The sequence below is a fragment of the Martinezella sp. CNPSo 3890 genome (assembly GCF_057784455.1).
Genome location: NZ_JBXSOR010000013.1, coordinates 118,560 through 139,928 on the forward strand (window position 1 = coordinate 118,560; position 21,369 = coordinate 139,928).

The following is a 21,369-nucleotide window of genomic DNA, read 5'->3' on the forward strand; positions in this document are numbered from 1 at the left end:
GTGTGGCCGCCCTCGATCGCAGACGTCACACAAATTCCATGATGAGTTCATCGACCGCGAGACTACTTCCAACCTTCGCTGCCAGGCGCTTGACCACGCCTGGACGCTCAGCCTTCAGCACATTTTCCATTTTCATGGCCTCGATCACGGCAAGGGTCTGTCCGGCCTCGACGGCAGCTCCCTCTTCCACGGCAACGTGCGTCAGGACGCCGGGCATCGGGCACTGGAGCATTTTCGACGTGTCGGCTTCCTTCTTAGCGGGCATCAGCGACGCCAATTCGGCATTGCGCGGCGACCGCACCGATACCGACGCATCGATCCCGCGCCAGCGCAGTCTGATCGACGAGGCGATCAGATCAACCTTGATGGCCTCATCTTCGCCGTTCACGTTAAAAACGGCGTGGCTGCGGCCGGGTTGCCAGTTGCTCTGCACCCGAAGCGTCGTGCTGTCCGTAAACTTCACCACGACGGCTTTGCCGTGGGTGTCGAGCGAAAGCTCCATCTGCCATCCCCCGAAGGTGACGACCCACGTATCGCCAATGACCCGGCGATGATTGCCGATTGTGCCCGAAATTTGAGCGGCTCGACTCTGTACGACCTGATTGATGGTGGCCGCCACGGCCGACAACATCCTTGCATCGCTCTCACTCGCTTCGACGCCAACGAAGCCTTCCGGAAATTCTTCGGCGATATAGGCTGTCGTTAGCTTGCCGGACCGAAAGCGGTCCTGCCGCATGACCGCTGAAAGGAACGGCAGATTGTTGCCGATGCCTTCCACTTCGAAATCGTCGAGCGCCGATGCCATGGCATCAATCGCGCCAAGGCGATCGGGGGCCCAGGTACACAGCTTGGCGATCATCGGATCGTAATAGATCGATATCTCGCCGCCCTCGAACACGCCCGTGTCATTGCGCACGATGATGTCGTTGGCTTTCTTGCCTTCCTCAGGAGGTCTATATCGTGTTAGCCGACCAATTGACGGCAGAAAGTTGCGATAAGGGTCTTCGGCATAAAGCCGGCTTTCGATCGCCCAGCCGTTCAGCTTTACCTCACGCTGTCCAAACGTCAGCGTCTCGCCGGCCGCAACCCGAATCATCTGCTCGACGATGTCGATACCGGTGATCAGCTCGGTGACCGGATGTTCGACCTGGAGGCGGGTGTTCATCTCGAGGAAGTAGAAATTGCGGCTGCCATCAACGATGAACTCGACGGTCCCGGCCGAGAAATAGCCGACAGCCTTTGCAAGCGCGACAGCCTGCTCACCCATCGCTCTGCGTGTTGCCTCATCCAGGAAGGGCGAAGGCGCTTCCTCGATGACCTTTTGGTTTCGTCGTTGGATTGAGCACTCCCGCTCACCGAGATAGAGTGTATTGCCCTGCTGGTCGCCGAGGACCTGAATTTCGATATGGCGCGGCTGGGTAACGAACTTCTCGATGAAGATGCGATCGTCGCCGAAGGATGATTTCGCCTCGTTTTTCGAAGACTGAAAGCCTTCGCGGGCCTCCGCGTCGCTCCAGGCGATCCGCATGCCCTTGCCGCCGCCGCCCGCAGACGCCTTGATCATGACCGGATAGCCGATTTCGGAGGCGATCTTTACAGCCTCGCCGGCATCCTCGATCAGCCCCATGTGACCGGGCACCGTACTGACGCCGGCGTCAGCCGCGATCTTCTTGGAGGTGATCTTGTCGCCCATCGCCTCGATGGCCTTTACCGGCGGTCCGATAAAAGCAACGCCGGCCTTTTCCAGTGCCGCAGCAAAGGCGGCATTTTCGGACAGAAAGCCATAACCAGGATGGACGGCGTCCGCGCCTGTCGTTCGGATGGCGTCGAGGATCTTGTCGATGACGATATAGGACTGGGATGACGGCGCTGGCCCGATATGTACAGCCTCATCAGCCATCTTGACATGCAAGGCATTACGGTCGGCGTCGGAATAGACCGCTACCGTTGCGATCCCCATCTTTCTTGCCGTCTTGATGACCCGGCAGGCGATTTCACCTCGGTTGGCTATCAGAATTTTCTTGAACATCAATCTCAGATCTCACAGCGGAATCGTGTCGTGCTTTTTCCAGTGGGGGCTCGCCTGCTTGTTGCGGAGCGAGGCAAACGCCCGGGCGATGCGTCGCCGCGACGAGTGCGGCATGATCACCTCGTCGATGAAGCCGCGCTCGGCAGCGACGAAGGGATTGGCAAAACGCTGCTCGTATTCCTTCGTGCGTGCTGCGATCTTTTCCGGATCGCCAAGTTCGGAACGATAGAGGATTTCGGTCGCGCCCTTGGCGCCCATCACGGCGATCTCAGCCGTGGGCCAGGCGTAATTGAAATCCGCGCCGATATGTTTGGAGGCCATGACGTCATAGGCGCCGCCATAAGCCTTGCGTGTAATGAGAGTGACCATCGGCACGGTTGCTTCGGAGTAGGCGAAGAGAAGTTTAGCGCCATGCTTGATGACGCCGCCGTATTCCTGCGCAGTGCCTGGCAGAAAACCCGGAACGTCGACCAGCGTGAGGATCGGGATCGAGAAAGCATCGCAGAAACGCACGAAGCGGGCTGCCTTGCGCGAGGAGTCGATATCTAGGCAGCCGGCCAGCACCATGGGCTGATTGGCGACGACACCGACCGTCTGGCCTTCCATGCGGATGAAGCCGGTGATGATGTTCTTTGCGAAGGCTTGCTGGATCTCGAAGAAATCGCCCTCGTCTGCCAGCGCGACGATGAGTTCTTTCATGTCATACGGTGTCGCCGCGCTGTCCGGGATCAGTGTGTCCAGCCGGTTCTCTATGCGGCCAGGATCGTCGAAGAATGGCCGGACTGGCGGCCTTTCGCGATTGTTCAGCGGCAAAAAATCGAAGAGCTGGCGTACTGCTTCAAGCGTCTCGATATCGTTGTCGTAGGCGGCATCGGCGACCGATGATTTCTGCGTATGGGTGCGAGCACCGCCAAGCTCTTCGGCCGTAACGATCTCGTTGGTGACGGTCTTTACGACATCGGGGCCGGTCACGAACATATAGGAAGTGTCGCGCACCATGAAGATGAAGTCGGTCATGGCCGGCGAGTAAACGGCGCCACCGGCGCAGGGGCCCATGATGACCGAGATCTGCGGTACAACGCCGGAGGCTTCGACATTGCGCCGGAACACCTCCGCATAGCCGGCAAGCGAGGCAACGCCTTCCTGGATGCGAGCGCCACCGCTGTCGTTCAGCCCTATCACCGGTGCGCCGACCCGCACCGCCATGTCCATGATCTTGCAGATCTTCTCGGCATGTGTTTCCGACAGCGAGCCACCGAGAACAGTGAAGTCCTGCGAGAAGACATAGACCTGGCGGCCGTTGATCGTGCCCCAGCCGGTCACGACACCATCGCCCGCCACCTTCTGGTCAGCCATGCCGAAGTCGACGGCGCGATGGGTCACGTACATGTCGAATTCTTCGAACGAGCCCTCGTCCAACAGCACTTCGATACGTTCGCGCGCTGTCAGCTTGCCCTTCGCGTGCTGGGCTTTGATACGGCTTTCGCCACCGCCCAACCGCGCTTGAGCGCGCAGATGCTCAACGTGAGCCAGTACCGCCTGCATGTAGAGATCCTCCTGATTTGGAGCGATCGTTACACCGTGTCCCCCAAGCGAAGAACCCTTGATCGGGCGTGATTGTGGAATTATAAAAGTGTAATTTGAAAATTGCGAAAGTGCGAAAATGGCGGTCGGGAAGTTGTTCATCGGACGAAAGGTCCGCGAAATCCGCGTTGCGGCAAACGCCACCCAGGTCCAATTTGCGGAACGCCTCGGAATTTCGACCAGTTACCTCAACCAAATCGAGAACAATCAGCGCTCGGTATCGGCACCGGTTCTTCTGGCGCTTGCAGACAAGTTTCACATCAATATTTCAGAACTGGGCAGTGGCGAGAGCGACCGACTGATGTCTGCATTGGCAGAGGCGCTGACCGATCCTCTTTTTGAGGCTTACTCGCCGACGATCCAGGAACTCAAACTGATCGCCCACAATGCACCTGGGTTTGCACATGCGTTGATCGACTGCCATCAGGCCTACAGGAGAAACAGCGAACAGTTGGCCAGTGTCGATGAGGAGCTCGCACGTGGCCTGAAGGACCTGACGCCTTACGAAGAAGTTCGTGATTTTTTCCATTTCCATGACAACTACGTTCATGCGCTCGATGCGTTGGCGGAGCGACTGGCCAAGACAATCGGTCCGACACGCGAGAGGCTTGGCACACTTGCCCAGTACCTGGCGCAGCGTCACGGCATCACTGTTGCCTACGCCAGCGACGATGCACTGCTCCGGCAATTTGACGATCGAACCCGCATCCTGACGATCAACACATTCGCCCCTCTGACCACACAGGTCTTTCAGGTGGCGGTTCAACTGGCCCAAATCGAAGGCGCCGACATGGTCGAAGACGAAATTCGCGATGGTGGCTTTCGCAGTGACGAGGCAAAGGAAATCTGCCGGGCAGGCCTGCATAACTATTTTGCGGGCGCTCTTCTGATGCCTTACGGAGAGTTTCTGCAGGCGGCACAAGCGCTTCGGCACGATGTCGAACTGCTATCGCTGAAGTTCGGCGTCTCCGTTGAGCAGGTCTGTCACCGGCTCTCGACACTTCAAAGGCCCGGCAACAAGGGAATTCCGATCTTTTTCGCCCGCATTGATCGCGCTGGCAATATCACCAAGCGCCATAGCGCGACGAAACTTCAATTTGCGCGCTTTGGATCGGCTTGTCCGCTATGGAACGCACATCAGGCCTTCGAGGCCCGCGGGCAGATCATTCGGCAACTGGCCGAAACCCCGGACGGCGTTCGTTATCTCTCGGTCGCCCTGCAAGTTTCGAAGGGCGGATCGGGCTTTGGTCGGGGTGAAACACGGTTCGCGCTGGCATTCGGATGCGAGGTATCCTATGCGGACTCCTTCGTTTATTCGGATGGGATCAATCTTGGCGACAAGGCGGCGTTCGAGCCCATTGGTATCTCATGCCGGATTTGCGAGCGTGTCGGCTGTCAAAGCCGGGCGCTGCCGGCGATCAAACGCAAGTTGACAATCGATCACCATCGGCGGGGCAAGTTGCCCTACGAACTCAACTAGCGCTCGGCTTGCGGTGTTCGGCACGAAAGCGTGCGAAGATCGCCGCGATAATCTGCCGCTTCGGCGTAAGATGTCCTGACGATTTAAACGAACCTTCCCTCGAATAAAAGCAATCTCCTTTGCCGGCTCGTTTTCACAAACTTACGCCGCCATTGGCTATTGTTAAGTTGAAACGCACAGCCTGATCAAATTGGGGCAGATTATCAAACAGTGCGTCGCGTGCCATATCGTAGCTAGCGGTCCACGTGGCTGAGGCGCCCGTCCTCGTCGCGTCCACGCCATGCACGATTGAATTCAACTTAAGTCCACAAGGATGTTCCGAATGTTCGCCACGCCTTCCAAACGTTGGGTACGGCTCACCGCCGCCCTCACACTTGTCGCCACTACGGCTCTTCCCGTTGCCGTGACACCGACCGCTGCCTTTGCTGCCTCCGCCACTTCCAAGGTTCATAGCGGTTCTCTGCATCAGCACGCCAAGACGCAGTTCGTCACCGTCGACGGTACCAAGCTTGCCTACCGTCGTTTCGGAAAGCAGGGCGGGGTCCCGCTGGTGTTCTTTCAACACTTCCTCGGCAATATGGACAACTGGGACCCGATGATCACCGACGGCTTCGCCAAGAATCGCGAAGTCATCATTTTCGACAATGCTGGCGTCGCCGGCTCCGAAGGCCAGGTCCCGCACACTGTCGAAGGCATGGCCAAGTATGGCATCGGTCTGATCGAGGCACTCCACATCAAGCAGGCGGATATCCTTGGCTTCTCGTTGGGAAGCCTAGTTGCGCAGGAAGTTGCCCTTGAGCGTCCGGATCTTGTTCACAAGGTCATCCTCATTGGCAGTGCGCCGCGCGGCGGCGACGGGATGGCAACCCTCACGCCGGAATTCCAGGCGATGCTCACCAAGAAGTATGAACCGGCCGATACGATCCTTCTGACGACCTTCTTCAACCCGACGCCCGAAAGCCAGGCTGCCGGTCAGAAGTTTCTCGACCGTATCCGCCTGCGCACCGTTGATCGCGACGCAAACCCCGGTCCTGACGTTTACGGGGCCCAGGTCGCCGCATTCGCAGCCTGGGGTGCACCGTCGGCCAACTCGAACGATTATCTCAAGAAGATCAAGCAGCCAGTGCTGATTGTCAGTGGCAGCAAAGATCTGATCCACTACACCAGCAACTCCTACAAGCTGGAAGACAACCTGCCGAACGCCCAATTGGTGGTCTACCCGGACACCAACCACGGTTCCTTCTACCAGTATCCGGAACTGTTCCTGCAAGAAGCAACCACCTTCCTGGATCAGAAGTAAGCCGGTGCGATACGACATGAGCCGACGGAAGCCGGCTCATGTCTCGAGGTTCAGAACCTGTTGATTTGGCCTGACGGAGGAGCAGAGGGCTCGTCTCAGCCGTATTTCGACAAGAGCCATGCCCGTCAACGGGTTGATGATCGGTCTTCTACTTCGTCATGTATCTTCCTGATCCCGGCCTTAGAAGGCAAACCCTCTGTTTAGGCGCCAATAGACGGCGCTGATTGCCAGACCAATCGCGGTGGCGAGGGGGCATTTTATCGAGCCACGCGAACAGTATCCCTGTCATCGCAGCCTATGAGCTGCATTTCGCGGAAACGACATCCAGCCATCCTGGCGTTTTGGCACCGGTCGTTTTGGAGACGATACGGACGCAGGCGCCGGGCTCCAAGACGCCGAATGTTCCGTAACTAACCCCAGGGCCGGCCCGAAGATAAACCTCCGAGTCCGCCTTTAGGATCTGGCCAGGCCGCAGGCTGTCGAACGAGGGCAAGGGGCCCGATGACATTTTTGGCGGATGCAGCTGGCTTGCCTTCGTAAGCCAGCCATCCGGACCGACTTCGTAAAAGACGGACGAGCGGAAATTCTTGATCGCCTTGTCGATAGACGTGTTCAACGTGGGGTCCTTCACCCGTTGTTTTGCGGCGAGGAGAATGTCCTTGGAGGCCGACTCCGTCGATTTCCATCCATCCTTCATATCCGCGAGGGCTTCTGCGATGCCAACCAAATATCTGTAGTTTCCGGTTGTTGTCCCGCGGACCAACTGGGCAACCAACGTGCCATCATCATCCTGAAGCACCTTCGCGAGCGCGATGCGAGCGGCATGACGCGTCGGCGTATCGTTCGATTGAAGATCGAGGACGATCTTGTGCACCTTGTCGGCGATGTCGGCCTGTATCGGGACTGGCGTGGCCGCAACGGAAAGCTGATTGGCATCGACGGAGATAACCTGATTGTTGGTCGCATTCACGACGATCACTTCATTAGCCTTTTCATCTTTGACAGCAACGGTCGCCCTCAACCGCCAGAGAGCAGAATCTTCGTTGGTCCGGAACCGAACGCTGCCCGATCGCTTGTCGGCGGAAAGACCTGGACCATCGATGATGTCTGGATATTGCTTGCAACCATCAACACAAGTGAGTTCAAGATCGTCGAAGACAGCTCCCGCAGGCAATTCCTTCGGAACCGAAATGGCGATTGCATACTCGTTGCCGTTACTGCAATTTTCGATGCAGACCCCCTTTTTCGTGCTGACGAGCTGCTCTACCTGATAAAGCTGAGCTTTTTTTCCATTTCCATTGGCGCTGACAAAGATGGGAGAAAACGTCGACGTCGCTGTTTCCGTCTTGGCTGGGACGGTCAGCGGCTTTGCCTTGGTGGGGAGCTTGAACAAAAACTTGCCGCTCTTGAAGTCCGGGTCGTCCAGCGTGCCGGATGACGGCGTTTGAGTTTCCGATGCGTTGTTCCCGAGAAAAACGTTCAACTCGTCGGAGGTCACGTAGCCGTCGTGATTGGAATCGGCTTCATCGCTCTGGCCCAAAATTGCACTCATCAGAAGCTTCAGGAACCGGCTCTGACTAGGCACCTCCTGATTTTCGCTACCAGCTGTCAGAAAGGCCCGCACTGGCGATTGAGCCGAATCGGAATAGATGAAGTCGGGCGCGACATTGCTGTCATCGTTCGCCCCCTTATTCTCGAAGATTGCACCTCCGAAACAGGCGTCGAACACGAATAGTGCGTGCTTGACCTCCAGCCATTTTGCCCATTCCAAGAACTGACTGCTAGGGAGCGCAGTGGACAGAAAGTCGGGATCGGTCGTCTTCAAGGGAGCATCGACCGGGAGGATGTAACCTATCTTTCTCGGGACGTTCCTCAAGGTGACGGTGCGTGTTGCGCCATGAGCGCTTACATAGACGAAAACCCGCGCCTTCCGGTCATCAGCGACTTTGCGGATGAAGCAGTCAATAACTTCTGAGAAGCTCCGACTGTCGAGATCGAGGTAGAGCGAGACATCGAAGGACTGGCTTTCCAGCGCAGCCTTGAGCGATTCGAGCTCACCGGGAACGTTGTCCAACCTGTTTTGCTTGTACTTCGATTCACCGATCAACAGGGCGTAGCTGTGATCGTAGATGGTGAATTTGAGGCCATCCTTGTCTGGAATGGAGAAATCCGCCGGGTTCGGCGCGGGCGTCGTGGCCTTATCTGGAGCTCTGCAAGTCTCCGCTGCGGCTTGGCCTGAAGCAAGCCATAAACACGACACCAGTGCAATGCTGAAAGCATGAAAACGCCGCAAGCCGCCCTCCACACCGCTGAGTAGTTGGACCTCTGCCCGGTCGATTGCGAATACCGATACGGTCAAACCGCAATGCAAACGGATAAAAGCCCAATATCTCTTACGATTCAATAGCTTTTATCCATAAGAGAAATATAGACGGGAGTTAAGCAATTTCTCTTTACTACCGAAGGAGTTGTATTATAGTCCGCCGAAGACAATAAAAAATTGAAGCCAATATCCATTCTTTAGGTCGTAACGCTGTTATCCAGCGAACGTATAGTTGTGCGTAAAAACAACGATTTTGTTCGGAGGTAGGCATGAGAAGACGGTGGCGACTGAAGCTTGCACTACTTGTTGCATCCGTCTTCACAGCAATTGTTCCGTTGCACGCCCTCTTAGCGGAGGAGACGAGGACGGAAAGCAGTTGGACCGATCTTCCCGACGACAAATCGGAAGATGATTCCAGAGCGGCGCTGTTTGCGGAGTATGAGATCCCAGCCTACAACCCGGACGCCCCGGAAAACAAGAACGAAACCTTAGCAATCCCAACCGATTTCGCGTTTCCAAGAGATGCAAGAAAGGATCGGTTGAATCACGACACACCACGCGTGAACAGCATTTTTGGTATCGACATCAGCCACTATACGAAGCCCGACCTCGACATGACCCTTCTGAAGCAGAAGGATGTCAGATATATCTATATCAAAGCGACTCAAGGCGTTTCTTCCAAAGACAAGCTCTTCAAGAAGTTTTGGGCGGACGCTGGCAACCTGCCGGCGAGCATCGCAATTCCGCGAGGCGCATATCATTTCCTCTCGTCTGCCTCGGACGCATCCGGCAAGGCGCAAGCGAACGCCTTTGTCGACTATGTCAATCTCCACGGCGGCCTGAAAGCCAGTGACCTTCCTCCAGTCGTCGATTTGGAATGGGATGTTTCGAAGGGTAATCCTGACCGCTGGGTTGGCCATTCCGCCGATGAGATCATTGCGAAGACTTTGGAATGCCTCAAGCAGATTGAGGCCCGCACCGGTCGGCGCCCGATTATTTATACCGCGAAGTCCTGGTTCTCGTCCAAAACCATTCCTTTGTCGCGGATCGGAGAGTTCAAGGATTATCCGATTTGGATTGCTGACTACAATCCAAAGCGAAAGTTCGACGAAACCCCCGCTGTCCTTCCAGGTACGACCACGGTCATTTGGCAATTTACTGATCGTGCGGTGATCACAGACCTGTCGGACGACGGTTTTGACAGTTCGATATTCTACGGGTCGGACGCTAAGTTCCGCGAGACGTTTGGGCTCAAATGAAAGTGGGGCGCGCACACGCCTTCTTGTCCAAGCTTTGCGCCGTCACGGCGGTGGGGTTTTCTTTTGCCTATTCCACGGCCGCGATGGCTGGAGATTGCCCGAAGTCGCTCGCAAACACTCCTTATTGTGACAAGTTTATCGTCTACAAGCCTCCAGGCTCGCCGGTCGATAAACGAATAAAGGCCTATATCCGGGATGATAGCAGCGATCTCGAGGTTAGAAGCTTCGCATTCCTGGTTTCGGTTTCGCAGTATCCCAAATTTTCGGATCCGAAACAGCGCATCCTCAGGTCTGTTCAGGCAGATCTTCCAAACATCGTCGAGTTTCTGAAGAATCAGGGATTTGATGAGATTGTCGTACTTAAAGACGAGGAGGCGACAAAAGATGCGATCAACTTTTTTCTTGAGCAATATCTCCTTACCCAGGTGACGGATTATCATCGCCGCTCAAGATTCCTTTTCATGTACGATGGCCATGGTGCGGAAGGGCCATCTCAAAATGACGCTGGCGCGCTGGCTCTGGCGATGACCACGGGCGATGCGGATGCGGATCCATCCCACAGCTACTCTCTGGATGATCTGCAAAGTCGACTTCGCAAGATATCCAACCAAGCCTATCACACGCTTGCCCTCATAGGTTCCTGCTACTCGGGCGGTATATTCCCGATCTCTACCAACAAGGGCGAAAATCTCAGCTATCCGCGAGAGCCCGGGTCGCACGCCGTTACCGCGGCGAAGGCGCACGAGCTTGCACGAGGAGCACCCGATGGCAAGGGAACAATATTTTTCGAAAAGCTCCTGGAAGCGATCAACGATCGGGCAATCGATAAGAACGGAGCCCAGTTCATATCGGCCAAGGATGGCGCGCCCCAGAAAGTCTTGGGTACGACCATTGTTCGCCTGGGCCAGGTCGTGGACGCAATGGACATAGCGTTGGAGGATCTCGAGATCCCGGACACCGATCCAACGCAATATTTTCCACAGCTCCGCGTGGGATCTTTGGTTTCCGATGATACCTTTAACGGCGCCTTCTTCTTCCTCGCTCCGATGGAAGCAGAGCAGCAGGCGAGCACCAAAGGCGATGAGCTGCCACCGCAAGCGCTGGATTTCCAAACGACCGGATCGGCCATTATCGGACAGCCCAGTGTCAAAGTGTTCTCACCGCCGGAAGACTATTCAATCCGGGGAGCAAATTTTAGCCAGGTTGACGGCGTACCTAAGATCGACGCTGCCGCTAAAAGTGGCGCGCTCAATTTCCTTTACGAGCGGGCAAGCGTTGGCTCTGACCAGAAGGACGATAACTTTCAGCGATACCGTGCTGATGCGGCCAAGGCCGAATTGCCGTTCGGGGCGATCCATGTCTTTGACTGCAGTCCAGCTGAAAGCCAAGTGAAGAACCTTCTTGAGGTTGCTCCACCGGACAAAGCCTTGCTGCCTGTGACCGTCGATCTGGAGTGGTACAAGGAGGCCGGGTCACCAACGCTCGACCCCTGCGCTTCTGACCGCAACGGTGTACGGGCCAATCTGAAGGACCTCCTGCTTCGGCTGCAGAAAGCCTACGGAAAACAACCGGTCATTTACGCCTCACGGCAGGGGATCGGCGATATTCTTCAGTCCGACTTCAGCCAATATCCTCTTTGGTATGCGGAGCGGTTGCATGACGATGCACCGGGATATCCCGGCGACAACCCTTGGACGATCTGGCAGATTACAAAGGAAGGCAAGATTGACGGGTTCGAAAAGCCCGTCGACTACAACGTGTTCTTTGGAAGCAGAACGCAATTTTCGACATTCGCCGCCACCGGCCAGAATGCCGGTCTGCAAGCGGCTATATTGCCGGAAAAGAAGTGACCAGAGATGCTGAAGGTTTCCGCCATTGCCGTCATGATCGGCCTTTGTGTAGTCAGCCACGGATATGCAGCCAGCTGTGAGGCTGTAACAGCCAAGCAGGTCGCTGCGGCGATCTCTGACGGAAACCCGCTAGATGGCTTGGAGAAGTATCTCACGAAGAAGCTTTCCAGACCGAGATATTTTGAGAATGGGAAGTGCACTGATCCAGCGAAAGACTTGAAGCTGTATCCGGGGATACCCTACCATGATTGCAGCTATGAAAATGGCGGCCTGCACGGCTGGGCGCGCGTTGCCATCATCCCTCCGTCTATCCTTGCCGGCTGGATCGATAGCGCTTGCAGATTCAAGGGGCCGAAATGCCTCTCCCAAGTCACGGCCTACAGCTGGTGCTCCAACCAGCTTTCGTTTCCTATCGCCGGAAACATCATCGAGCCTGGAAGCTCGGGCGGGGGGAGCGACGACAGCTCTCACAACTTCATTTTCCTGCACGGTATAACCGTGCCGCGCCCCGCTTGGATCGGTGCCGCTCAGGATCTCGACGCTGATGTGCAGCGGAAAAACCTCGCGCCGTTATCAGACATCGAACAGCCGACCATATTGACAGCGCAGGTGGCACGGCCAGCTGGTATCCGACGCGAGATCTATACCGAGTTCGCGCCAGGGCCAAAAATCGATGGCTTAGGAAATTCATGCCCGCCGTCAAAGAGAGGTCCGGCATGGTTCACTGCGTCACGACAAGCGCTCGTCGATGCTTGGGAGAAACCCCACAACATCATGTTTGATGCCTTGGCGAATGCCCTCGAAAAAGGCAAGAGCGCCGGCGTCGTAGCGTGCTCGCACTAGACGAGCAAGATCGTGTCGGATTGCGCCGATGAGGCGCTACGCGTTCCTCAATTGCTGTCGAGGAGCGTTTCGCGCCTACCTGCTTCAACCCGTCGCCCCGCCATCTAAAGACTTTTTATAGGAGATTAACGAGGCTCTGCGGAGGAACCCTCATCGCATCGCCTCGTGTAATCAAACGGACCAACAATCGGATAGGCTCTCTGTCCGTCGAGTGATCAAGCCGCCCGACGGAAAGCTTCGCCACCCAGCCTGCCGACCCGGAAGCGACGGATAAGGTTGAGCAAGGCTTCGGTGTCGACTGCAAGAGCTTCCGCTGACGCGGTGGTCTCCTCGGCCATAGCCGCGTTCTGCTGGGTGGCAGCATCGAGCTGATTGAGCGACGACGAGATCGAGCGGAGTGTCGTATCCTGCTCGGATGCGCTGTGGGCGATCTTCGACACAATATCGTTGGCGGCGTTAATCTGGTTCGAAATGCGCTTGAGCGCCTCGCCGGCTTCGCCGACGAGCTGTACCCCGCGGTCAACTTGGGTCGATGATCGGCCGATCTGGTCTTTGATCTCCTTTGCTGCCGCGGCCGAACGCTGTGCAAGCTCACGCACCTCCTGGGCGACGACGGCAAAACCCTTGCCACTGTCGCCGGCGCGTGCAGCCTCGACTCCGGCGTTCAACGCGAGTAGATTGGTCTGGAAAGCGATCTCGTCGATGACGACGATGATTTTTGCAATCTCGTCCGCAGACTTCTCGATGCCGCCCATTGCCGCGATCGCCTCGGAGACAATCGTGTCGCTGCGCTTTGCTTCGCTGCTGACCGCATGTACGCGCTGGCTCGCCTCACGAGCCCCTTCCGCCGTCTGTCGAACCGCGACAGTCAGCTGATCAAGCGCAGCCGAGGTTTCCTCCAGGCTTGCGGCCTGGCGCTCCGTACGCTGCGACAGCTCGTTTGAGGCCCGCCGGATTTCTTCCTTGGCGATACCGATGTCGTTGCCTTTCATATTGACCTCAGCCATGGCGACTTCAAGCTGCGACATGGCGTCGTTGAAGTTGCTGCGAAGGGTGATGTAATTCTGGCCAACATCGGCGCATCGAACCGTCAAGTCGCCTCGGGCGATATCCTCGAGCGCTCGGCCGATTGTCGTGACAACATGTCGTTGGGCGGCGGCTTCCTCCTCCTGCTGGTGAAGGTTCTGCTGGCGCTCATTATCGAGCTCTTCTTGCTGTTCCCTTTGGCGCCGCTCCAATGTATGGCGGTCGCGGATCTTGTCCTGCAGGGCAGCCGTCGCTTTCGCCATCAAGCCGACTTCGTTGCGCATCGTCAGATGCGGGACTGGGTTTTTGATGTCCTCGTTAGCCACATTTTGAAGTGCAGAGTGTATATCGGCGAGAGGCTTCGTAATGTTGCGAATGCAATAGGCGGCGACCGCAATTCCAATGAGGAAGATAAGGCCACACACAATCGATGCGTCGCGGATCGCGGCATCGATCTTGGCCTGGAGGTCATCGAGATAGACGCCTGTCCCAAGGTTGATCTTCCACGGCTCGAACGCGATCGCGTAGCTCCCCTTTTGCGATGCCTCTTCCTGGGGCCGGCCGGGCTTGTTGATATAATAGTAGACCCGCCCGCCACCGGCCCTACCCTTCTTCAATAACTCGCGCGTATAGAAAGTGCCTTGCTTGTCGACCGCATCCCATCCGCTTGTGCCGATGAGCTTGGCGTTCGGATGGATCACGTACTTGCCATCATAGTCGACCGCGAACAGATAACCGGCAGGGTCATATTTGACCGCGCTCAACATCTTAAAAGCTTCCGAAAGCGCCTGCTCATGGGTCAGTTCGCCAGCTTCCTCGCGTTGCTCATATTTCTTCAAGATCGAAATGCCCGCCTCGACCTGTGATCGCAGCATCTCGAAACGTTCTTCATATATCGCGTTCGACTGCGAGCGGATGCCAACGTAGGTCGACACGGCAAATACAGACATGAGTATGCCAACCAGCGCAAAGAGCTGGTAAGAAATCCGAAGATTTTTCACGGTGTTAGACTTTCAAAAAGTGAGTTGTCCCCCGGCCGCGGATGACTTGGCGTCGAGTATTCCGCTGCCTCTGAATGAAAGGATTTGGGGATAAGACTAATTACCGTTTAAGAGGCATGGTTCTTTTTTGGTTAATCGACGGGGGCATGAACGCGCGGGGTCACCCGCCACAGAGTTGCGAGCCCGCCCAAGCTATGTGCAATTGCGGATTCCGGCCCACTGCAGGTTTGGCTCATGTCGACGCCGCGTGCACCTATTTGAGGGCTCCATGAATGACAGTGGAGCAATGGCGCCAGGATTCACTGATCGATGATCTGTACACTTGCCGTACGACCCGCGACCAATCTAGTGTCATTGGGGACCTGATCCAACACGACGCGGACCGGCACACGTTGGGCAAGCCGTACCCAGGCAAAGGTTGGCGTTACATTCGCGAAGGTGCTTGACGTATCCGAGCGCTCCCGGTCTTCGATCCCGCCGGCAACGCCCGCAACACGGCCTTTGAGGTCGTCCTTGCTGCCCATCAGCTTGATGATGGCAGTGTCACCAACCCTGATGCGATCGAGTTTATTTTCCTCGAAGTAGCCGGCGATATAATAGGAGTCATCGTCAATCAGCGCCGTGACAGTCGCGCCCGCATTGACATAGTTGCCCGGCTGCAGCGAGAAGTTTGTAAGGATACCGTTGACCGGCGCTCGGACCGTGGCGCGGTCGAGATTGAGCTGCGCGGCATCGCGGGAGACGATGGCTTGATCGAGCGCCGACTCGCTTTGGTTGACGGCGGTCTCCGCCTGCCGAATCTTTTGGCGCGTTACGGTCCCGTCTCCGAGCTTCTGGTAGAGATCGAGATCGCTTCTTGCCATTTCAAGCGCGGCCTGGGCGCTTTTAACTTGCGCTCGTGCCTGGCGAAGAGCCAGCTCGAAGCGGGCGGTGTCGATACGGAAGATGACATCGCCTTTTTTGACGGTCTGGTTGTCACCGACCTCGACACTGCTGACGAAGCCCGAGACATCCGCAGCGACGTGGACAACATCTGCTCGAACCTTCCCATCTCGAGTCCAGGGATCGTTCATGTAGTAATCCCACAGATGCCATCCTAGGACACCTGCGAAGGCAACGACGATGCCGGTCAGCGCCAAGCGACCGAGCAAGGACAAGAGAGCTGTCATGAAAGCATCCGATTGATTGACAGCGTCGTGGCGCCGAGCAGGCAAAAGTACATCGCCGTATCAAATAACGGCTGATGGAGAACGAAGCGATAGAAGCCGATATAGCCAAGCAGCCGCTTCAATAACGCGTTGAGGAAGAAGCAGCCGAGCGCGATCACGCTCAGCGTCGGGATGTACACGCCATATATATTCACGTCGGGGTTCATGCGGCGGGCTCCTTGAGAACGACGGCATCGGCTCTTGTTGGCATCCGGTTTTCGTTCGCACCGAAGCTGGCTGCCAAGGGGAACAGATTGTATCGCAGGGCAGTTAGCGCTCGCCTTGACTTGTCGACGCCTGACTGCCCGCCCTCACCGAGAATCGTCAGGGAGCGGTCGAGGGTACACAGCAGATCAGCACCCGGCAGAGTATCGCTTTGCCGCTGCTTCTTTTGATAGAAGCTCGCGACGGCCGAAAGGACATCGTCGACGACGAGACGACTTGCATGGGAGAGATGCGGCCTCTGGCGCTGCAATTCCATTGTGTTCAGACCGTTACGCAGGTCTTTCAAGATGTCGTTTCGAGCGGCGGCGGAATGGGCCGGCAAAGTTGTCAGCCGAGGCGCAAGCAGCCCGAGCCGGTCGACCATTCGGTGAACCAGGCCATTTCCAACGGATCTGTTGGGGCCGGTCGCGGACATCGTGACATCCTTCCAACCGGCGCGCAGAAGCCGAATAGCGCTCCACTCGGCGCTGACGCCCCTGACCAGCGCTGCTACCAGAAACGCGACAAAAATCCCGATCAGGGTCGCGATATTGCCGTTGGCAAAGTTCTCAAAATCCAAGCTCGGTGTTGCCCGCAGCGACAGCATGCTCGGGATATTCGTGGCAATCCCCATCCCGATGAGAAAGGTCGAAGGCTTTGCCATGAGGTAGCCTAGCGGCAAGAACAGGAGCCCCAGTGCACAAATGAGAGGGAGGAAGCCGTCAATGAACGGGACGAGTGCGAATTGAAAGACGAAGGATGCCACCAGAGCGATGAGGGTCAGTATGAGAAATTTCTTGATGATCGGCACAGCGTTGTCGGCTGCTGCAAAGAAGCAGGTAACAATCCCAGCAATCACCGGCGCGCCGGCGCCGCTCGGCCATGCGGTAGAAATCCAGATCGCCGTCGCCAGCATAGTCGCCAGAGCGGCCGCGAATCCCGAAAAAGCCGCCATTTTAAAATCACGATGGCTCGATGGGATGAGCAGCCGCTGATCGACGAAGCGCACTCCCTCGAAACTGCCCCGCTTTCCAGAAACGATCGTTTTGTGGAGGTCGAGGCAATCGCTCCAGATCTGGGTCAAGTCGTCAATGCGGGCCGCCACGGCATCCATGAGCATTGCGCTCCACGGGGACGCCGAGGTTGCTTCATTCTGCGCCGCCGAAGTCAGTTCTCTGAGCGCGCCCTTCCTCTCACCGTCAAGCGGCTGTCGGGTGGAAAGCCATTCCGAGAGTCCCAGGAGGAGCGCTTCCAGTGCGGGCATGGGCCTATCACCCGCCGCACGTGATAGGGCGGCAAGTGCATCATGCAAGCCGGAAGCGATGGGCAGAGATGCCACCATCGTATTCTGAAGTGTTCTCGAAAAACCGACCAACTCTTTGTGTTTCGAGGCGTCGTAGAAAACATGCATGATGAGAGATCGAAGTTCGACGGCGTCGGCAGCCAGGCGTCGTTTGCTCGAGGCCAGGTGCTCGTTCTTCTCGCGTCGCAAGACGTCGAGGAACAACCCAGCTCCGTCGCGGAGCCATTTGTCAGTTCGGTCCGATAATTCGGACCCGACGTGGCGGGGAAAGATAAGACGGTTGATGATAGCCGCGCATATGATGCCGACGGCAATCTCAATCACCCTGGAAGTGGCGTAGGTAAAAGCCGTGTCCGGGCTATCGACGATCGGAAAACTCGTCAGCGCCGTCGTATAACCGGCAAGCATGAAACTGTAGCTGCGCGGTGTGCGGTCAAGCAAGCTGAGCGCCAGGCATGCTCCCACCCATAGCGAGATCGCGAGTGTGAGGAGTTCGGGCGATGTGAAAAGGTTCGGCACAAGGATCAGCGTCATCGCGCCGCCTGCGACTGTGCCGAGTACTCGATAGACCGCCTTTGACGTACTGGCGCCGGCCAGGGGATGAGCGACGATGTAGACGGTCGTCAGCGCCCAATAGGGATTGGGGAGATCAAAGCGAAACGCGATCAGCAGCGCTAAAGCGGCCGCTGCAAATGTCTTGATCGAGAAGAATACATCTGCAGCACGGAGCCCAAACCACCTACCGTCATTGACCATTGTCGACGTCTTTCCTCAGCGCGGCCGACACGGAGTGTGGCTCTTCAGTCTCGGTAGCGCAGAGGGATCCTCGCAACAGCCGCGGCCCAGGAGTCCGGATCGCTTTTTTCATACTTTGCTGCATGCTAAATTCCATTAGATGGACTATACAAGATGCGTGAGTTCGCCCGCGAATTCCGGTCAACACACATCGAAGACACTGCTTCGAGTCAACTGAGATGTTGAATTCAATTGTTTGCAGGCTTGCAATTTCCTGCGATAGTTCGTTGAGTGGACCTTTTTGGCAGGGATTCCGGATGAGTGGACCAATGGACGGACAAGGGCAAGTCATCAAGAGGGTTGCAGCGATCCTGTCGGCAATAGCCCGGCGTGGCAGCGACGGCGCTCGGTTGGTCGATCTGGCAAAAGAAACCGAGATCGCCCGACCTTCGATACACCGTATCCTGCAAGATTTGGCCGATGTCGGATATGTCCGCTATGTCGATGGCCGCCGATATGCCCTCGGCACGATGCTATATCCGCTCGGACTGGCTGCACCCTCACCCATCCTTCAGCCCGCAGCGGTCGAGGCGGTAGCGCGGCGGCTTGCCGAGAAGACAGGTGATACGATTTGCGTCGGAATACGACAATCTGATGCTATCCGGTATCTCGTGAGAGCTGACGGCAGCTATCCGATAAGAGCCCAGGTCGTTGACGTTGGCCAAGTCGTCCCGATGGGATCGACATTCAGCGGAATCGCTTTACTGGCTTGGGATCCCGCCGAAGACGTCGCGAATTGCTTGATGGCAAACGAGACTGCGCGGCTTGACGCCGACAGCGTCGAGGCACGCCATCGGTTGAAGCTGATCGAGGATCAACTTGTTCAAGTGCGCACAACAGGGTTCTGTCTCTGCCGCGATATCGTCTGGCCCGGAGTCTCAGGCATCGCAGCGCCGATTCCATCGAGAGCCGGGCGCCCTTACCTCGCTGTTGCATTAACCGCAGTCAATGAGAGGTTGCCGGACGAACGTGCCAAAAACCTTGCTCCACTTTTGACCGCGGCCGCACAGGAGATATCTCACTATTGTGTTTGATCGGACCGCGATAGGGTTTCGCTGAGGCGTCCGCGGTTCAGGCGCCTACCGGGCCGGGCTGGTTATTTTAGCCGTCAGACGCCAATTTTCTTCAGGAGGGTAGATACGAGATCGGAAACCTCACGCTGCCGGAGAATACGGGTGTCGCGATCGGTGTCTCCCCCCAATTCGAATTTTGCCACTGCGACAGCACCGTCCTTGTTGAAGCCTTCGGTGCGCTCGTCATCAACGAAGTGCTGGGCCAACAAGGCCAGGCTTTCGACGATAACCTCCTTGTGTTTGCCTTCAAGCGCTTTGATGAATTCGTCTGCGGCTGCATCGACGCCACCATCATAATGCTCGATGCAGTAGACGAGGTCGTGAGCGTCTTTTCGCTCAGCTCGCTGATTGAAAGCATAGGCCTTCAGGCATGCGAACGCTACCAGGTCAGCATAGTGGAGGTCGACCGTCGCAACGCCATCGTCCCCGAGAAGTTCGGCCGAGATCTTTCGCGTTTTATGATGATCGAAGACAATTGCCGAATGCGGGATGTTCATGGCCGATACGCTGCCTTCCGTGGGCAATTCAACGACCTTGCCGCCTGACTTGTCAGGATCATCGGCAAGGAGTTCGATTGCAACCTTCGTACCACCAGTACTGATCTCCCAGCGCCAAGAAACAGACTGCCCTTTCGTGTTTGTGCCGCGGGTCAATCCAAGCTTTTTGAAATTGTCTTCAAGACTGTGGTACGCCTCTGTCTCGTTGAGCATCTGGAGCTGGATGACGACGTCAACATCGCCGGTTCCAGCGTGCGCCGGAATTTCGGGAGGCTTCTTCTCGATAAGATAGCGAGGCGTCAAACCGCCCACCAGGAAGATGGAGTCGCGCCATGGCCCCAACCCGCGAAGAAGCGTGACCAGGACCCGTTCGCAGTTCTCGGTGACCTGATTGCTGTATCCCTCGGCGGTCGACGGTTTCGTCATCTTAGACTCCTAAAACTTCTTTTCTAAGGTGTTCGGCCATATCCTTTGATCGCCCCTCGCCTCGCAAGAGGTCCAGATAGACCTGCAGGGGGCTCGCAAGCCAAAGACCCGCCCGTTTCTCTTTGAAAAGAAACTCAGATCGGGAAGGCGTCTCAATCACGTCGAGATTTGCACCCTCCGTGACAGCTCTGACATCAAGATGCTCCAGAACGATGTCGGTCTTTTCGCCGGGCGCCATACGGCAAGCTATGCGATTGATAGATGAAAGGTAAGGCGAATATTCCTGTGCCGCCTTGTCTTGGGTAAGCACATACTCGGCGCCAAGAGCCCCGCACTCGGCTTCAAGCTTGTTTGCAATGGCGTCGGCACCTTTTCCGGGAACGTAGAAGCGCCGCCGTTTAATCCGCGACCCCTCTTCCACATGCCGCGCCCAGCTGTCGAGCAATGAGGTGGTGTCCAACAGGCGGCGCTCTTTGTTTGGACCCTGGCCGCGAGCAGACACCCATTCTAGGCGCTCCAACGCGCTTAGTGTTTCTGAAGCGGTTCCGAACGATACCTGCGCCCGCTCCGCCAGTTCGCTGACGCCGAACCAGTCTCCGTGATCCAGGATAAGGGCATGTAAGATCTGGGAGCGCTTTCCTGTAAACAGGGATCCAATCGTTCGCTCCCCAGACTTCGGGACGGGCCGCTCGACATAGAGATATGCGCCTGGCGCTGGGACAAAGAGGCTTCCGCCGTCGTCGAAGTACCCGACCTCCTCCTCTCGAAGCAACTGGCGGGCGCCGACCGATATCGAGCTCGCTGCGAGAACCGGGACGACAGTCTTCATGCCCTGTTCTTCGGCGTCCTTCTTGGCAGCCAGGAGGCGCCACATCGCCTCTCGGACATCACGCGGATATACGACCGACTTGCACTCGACGAGCAAGACAATGTCTTTGCCGGCGACTTCGGCTTCCACTGTAGCGTCGATTAAGTGGCGGCTGAGACGCGGCTCGACTTCAAAATGGGAGACCGATACCTGGGGCAGTTTCTCAAGCGTTTCAACGAGGGCGTCTATTGCTCTTCGCGCGTGGTCTCGCTCGCTTAACTCCATTTTTTTACCTTTTTCACTGCGCAGTGAAAATTCAATAAATCACCCAATCTTCAATGTCACGGCAATTTTCACTGT

15 protein-coding genes are annotated in these 21,369 nt (G+C 56.7%); 6 read left to right on the top strand and 9 right to left on the bottom strand.

Annotation, left to right across the window (positions count from 1 at the left end; genetic code table 11):
* Nucleotides 1-25: 25 nt before the first annotated feature.
* Together AC13RC_RS25235 and AC13RC_RS25240 are read right to left on the bottom strand one after the other, a co-directional pair.
* Entirely contained in the window at nt 26-2,029 is a 2,004-nt protein-coding gene (locus AC13RC_RS25235) for an acetyl-CoA carboxylase biotin carboxylase subunit (protein ID WP_488558809.1), read from the bottom strand.
* Nucleotides 2,030-2,041: 12 nt separating this feature from the next.
* On the bottom strand, nt 2,042-3,574 hold the full coding sequence (locus AC13RC_RS25240) for an acyl-CoA carboxylase subunit beta (RefSeq protein WP_488558810.1): 1,533 nt from the start codon (nt 3,572-3,574) through the stop codon (nt 2,042-2,044).
* 118 nt (nt 3,575-3,692) lie between these two features.
* Between AC13RC_RS25240 and AC13RC_RS25245 the strand changes: the two genes are divergently transcribed.
* Together AC13RC_RS25245 and AC13RC_RS25250 are read left to right on the top strand one after the other, a co-directional pair.
* On the top strand, nt 3,693-5,093 hold the full coding sequence (locus tag AC13RC_RS25245) for a helix-turn-helix domain-containing protein (RefSeq protein ID WP_488558811.1): 1,401 nt from the start codon (nt 3,693-3,695) through the stop codon (nt 5,091-5,093).
* Nucleotides 5,094-5,415: 322 nt separating this feature from the next.
* A complete protein-coding gene (locus AC13RC_RS25250) occupies nt 5,416-6,393 on the top strand; it encodes an alpha/beta fold hydrolase (protein WP_488558812.1) in 978 nt (325 codons plus the stop codon).
* A 295-nt stretch (nt 6,394-6,688) separates the two neighbouring features.
* Here AC13RC_RS25250 and AC13RC_RS25255 read toward each other — a convergent pair whose 3' ends face one another.
* Nucleotides 6,689-8,797, bottom strand: a complete 2,109-nt coding sequence (locus AC13RC_RS25255) for a caspase family protein (protein ID WP_488558813.1) — start codon at nt 8,795-8,797, stop codon at nt 6,689-6,691.
* Nucleotides 8,798-8,985: 188 nt separating this feature from the next.
* On the opposite strand from AC13RC_RS25255, the gene AC13RC_RS25260 reads away from it, so the two are divergent.
* The 3 genes from AC13RC_RS25260 to AC13RC_RS25270 are packed head-to-tail and all read left to right on the top strand — an operon-like array spanning nt 8,986 to nt 12,668.
* A complete protein-coding gene (locus tag AC13RC_RS25260) occupies nt 8,986-9,975 on the top strand; it encodes a GH25 family lysozyme (RefSeq protein WP_488558814.1) in 990 nt (329 codons plus the stop codon).
* On the top strand, nt 9,972-11,825 hold the full coding sequence (locus AC13RC_RS25265) for a glycoside hydrolase family 25 protein (RefSeq protein WP_488558815.1): 1,854 nt from the start codon (nt 9,972-9,974) through the stop codon (nt 11,823-11,825). Before AC13RC_RS25260 ends, AC13RC_RS25265 begins: the two co-directional genes overlap by 4 nt.
* 6 nt (nt 11,826-11,831) lie before the next feature.
* A complete protein-coding gene (locus tag AC13RC_RS25270) occupies nt 11,832-12,668 on the top strand; it encodes a hypothetical protein (RefSeq protein WP_488558816.1) in 837 nt (278 codons plus the stop codon).
* Nucleotides 12,669-12,883: 215 nt separating this feature from the next.
* On the opposite strand, the gene AC13RC_RS25275 is transcribed toward AC13RC_RS25270, so the two are convergent.
* The 4 genes from AC13RC_RS25275 to AC13RC_RS25290 form a co-directional block, all read right to left on the bottom strand.
* Entirely contained in the window at nt 12,884-14,695 is a 1,812-nt protein-coding gene (locus AC13RC_RS25275; protein ID WP_488558817.1) for a methyl-accepting chemotaxis protein, read from the bottom strand.
* A gap of 299 nt (nt 14,696-14,994) precedes the next feature.
* Nucleotides 14,995-15,864: an efflux RND transporter periplasmic adaptor subunit gene (locus tag AC13RC_RS25280; RefSeq protein ID WP_488558818.1), complete on the bottom strand. Its 870-nt coding sequence runs from the start codon at nt 15,862-15,864 to the stop codon at nt 14,995-14,997.
* A complete protein-coding gene (locus AC13RC_RS25285) occupies nt 15,861-16,070 on the bottom strand; it encodes a DUF1656 domain-containing protein (RefSeq protein ID WP_488558819.1) in 210 nt (69 codons plus the stop codon). Before AC13RC_RS25285 ends, AC13RC_RS25280 begins: the two co-directional genes overlap by 4 nt.
* Nucleotides 16,067-18,166 (bottom strand): FUSC family protein, encoded by a 2,100-nt coding sequence (locus AC13RC_RS25290; protein ID WP_488558820.1) that lies wholly within the window; start codon nt 18,164-18,166, stop codon nt 16,067-16,069. The genes AC13RC_RS25285 and AC13RC_RS25290 overlap by 4 nt, the downstream gene beginning before the upstream one ends.
* 308 nt (nt 18,167-18,474) lie before the next feature.
* Between AC13RC_RS25290 and AC13RC_RS25295 the strand changes: the two genes are divergently transcribed.
* Nucleotides 18,475-19,239, top strand: a complete 765-nt coding sequence (locus AC13RC_RS25295; protein WP_488558821.1) for an IclR family transcriptional regulator — start codon at nt 18,475-18,477, stop codon at nt 19,237-19,239.
* A 74-nt stretch (nt 19,240-19,313) separates the two neighbouring features.
* Here the strand turns inward: AC13RC_RS25295 and AC13RC_RS25300 are convergent, their stop codons facing one another.
* Both AC13RC_RS25300 and AC13RC_RS25305 read right to left on the bottom strand, forming a co-directional pair.
* Nucleotides 19,314-20,201, bottom strand: coding sequence for an antitoxin (locus AC13RC_RS25300; RefSeq protein ID WP_488558822.1), 888 nt, complete (start codon nt 20,199-20,201; stop codon nt 19,314-19,316).
* A 1-nt stretch (nt 20,202) separates the two neighbouring features.
* Complete coding sequence (locus tag AC13RC_RS25305; RefSeq protein ID WP_488558823.1) at nt 20,203-21,294, bottom strand: type IV toxin-antitoxin system AbiEi family antitoxin; 1,092 nt, start codon at nt 21,292-21,294, stop codon at nt 20,203-20,205.
* Nucleotides 21,295-21,369 lie beyond the last annotated feature (75 nt).

What these genes read in the sequence shown, in the direction of transcription:
- AC13RC_RS25280 (WP_488558818.1), bottom strand. Translation starts at nt 15,864, where the DNA reads ATGACAGCTCTCTTGTCCTTGCTCGGTCGCTTGGCGCTGACCGGCATC.
- AC13RC_RS25305 (WP_488558823.1), bottom strand. Translation starts at nt 21,294, where the DNA reads ATGGAGTTAAGCGAGCGAGACCACGCGCGAAGAGCAATAGACGCCCTC.
- AC13RC_RS25260 (WP_488558814.1), top strand. Translation starts at nt 8,986, where the DNA reads ATGAGAAGACGGTGGCGACTGAAGCTTGCACTACTTGTTGCATCCGTC.
- AC13RC_RS25295 (WP_488558821.1), top strand. Translation starts at nt 18,475, where the DNA reads ATGGACGGACAAGGGCAAGTCATCAAGAGGGTTGCAGCGATCCTGTCG.
- AC13RC_RS25290 (WP_488558820.1), bottom strand. Translation starts at nt 18,166, where the DNA reads ATGGTCAATGACGGTAGGTGGTTTGGGCTCCGTGCTGCAGATGTATTC.
- AC13RC_RS25270 (WP_488558816.1), top strand. Translation starts at nt 11,832, where the DNA reads ATGCTGAAGGTTTCCGCCATTGCCGTCATGATCGGCCTTTGTGTAGTC.
- AC13RC_RS25285 (WP_488558819.1), bottom strand. Translation starts at nt 16,070, where the DNA reads ATGAACCCCGACGTGAATATATATGGCGTGTACATCCCGACGCTGAGC.
- AC13RC_RS25250 (WP_488558812.1), top strand. Translation starts at nt 5,416, where the DNA reads ATGTTCGCCACGCCTTCCAAACGTTGGGTACGGCTCACCGCCGCCCTC.
- AC13RC_RS25245 (WP_488558811.1), top strand. Translation starts at nt 3,693, where the DNA reads ATGGCGGTCGGGAAGTTGTTCATCGGACGAAAGGTCCGCGAAATCCGC.
- AC13RC_RS25240 (WP_488558810.1), bottom strand. Translation starts at nt 3,574, where the DNA reads ATGCAGGCGGTACTGGCTCACGTTGAGCATCTGCGCGCTCAAGCGCGG.
- AC13RC_RS25300 (WP_488558822.1), bottom strand. Translation starts at nt 20,201, where the DNA reads ATGACGAAACCGTCGACCGCCGAGGGATACAGCAATCAGGTCACCGAG.
- AC13RC_RS25235 (WP_488558809.1), bottom strand. Translation starts at nt 2,029, where the DNA reads ATGTTCAAGAAAATTCTGATAGCCAACCGAGGTGAAATCGCCTGCCGG.
- AC13RC_RS25265 (WP_488558815.1), top strand. Translation starts at nt 9,972, where the DNA reads ATGAAAGTGGGGCGCGCACACGCCTTCTTGTCCAAGCTTTGCGCCGTC.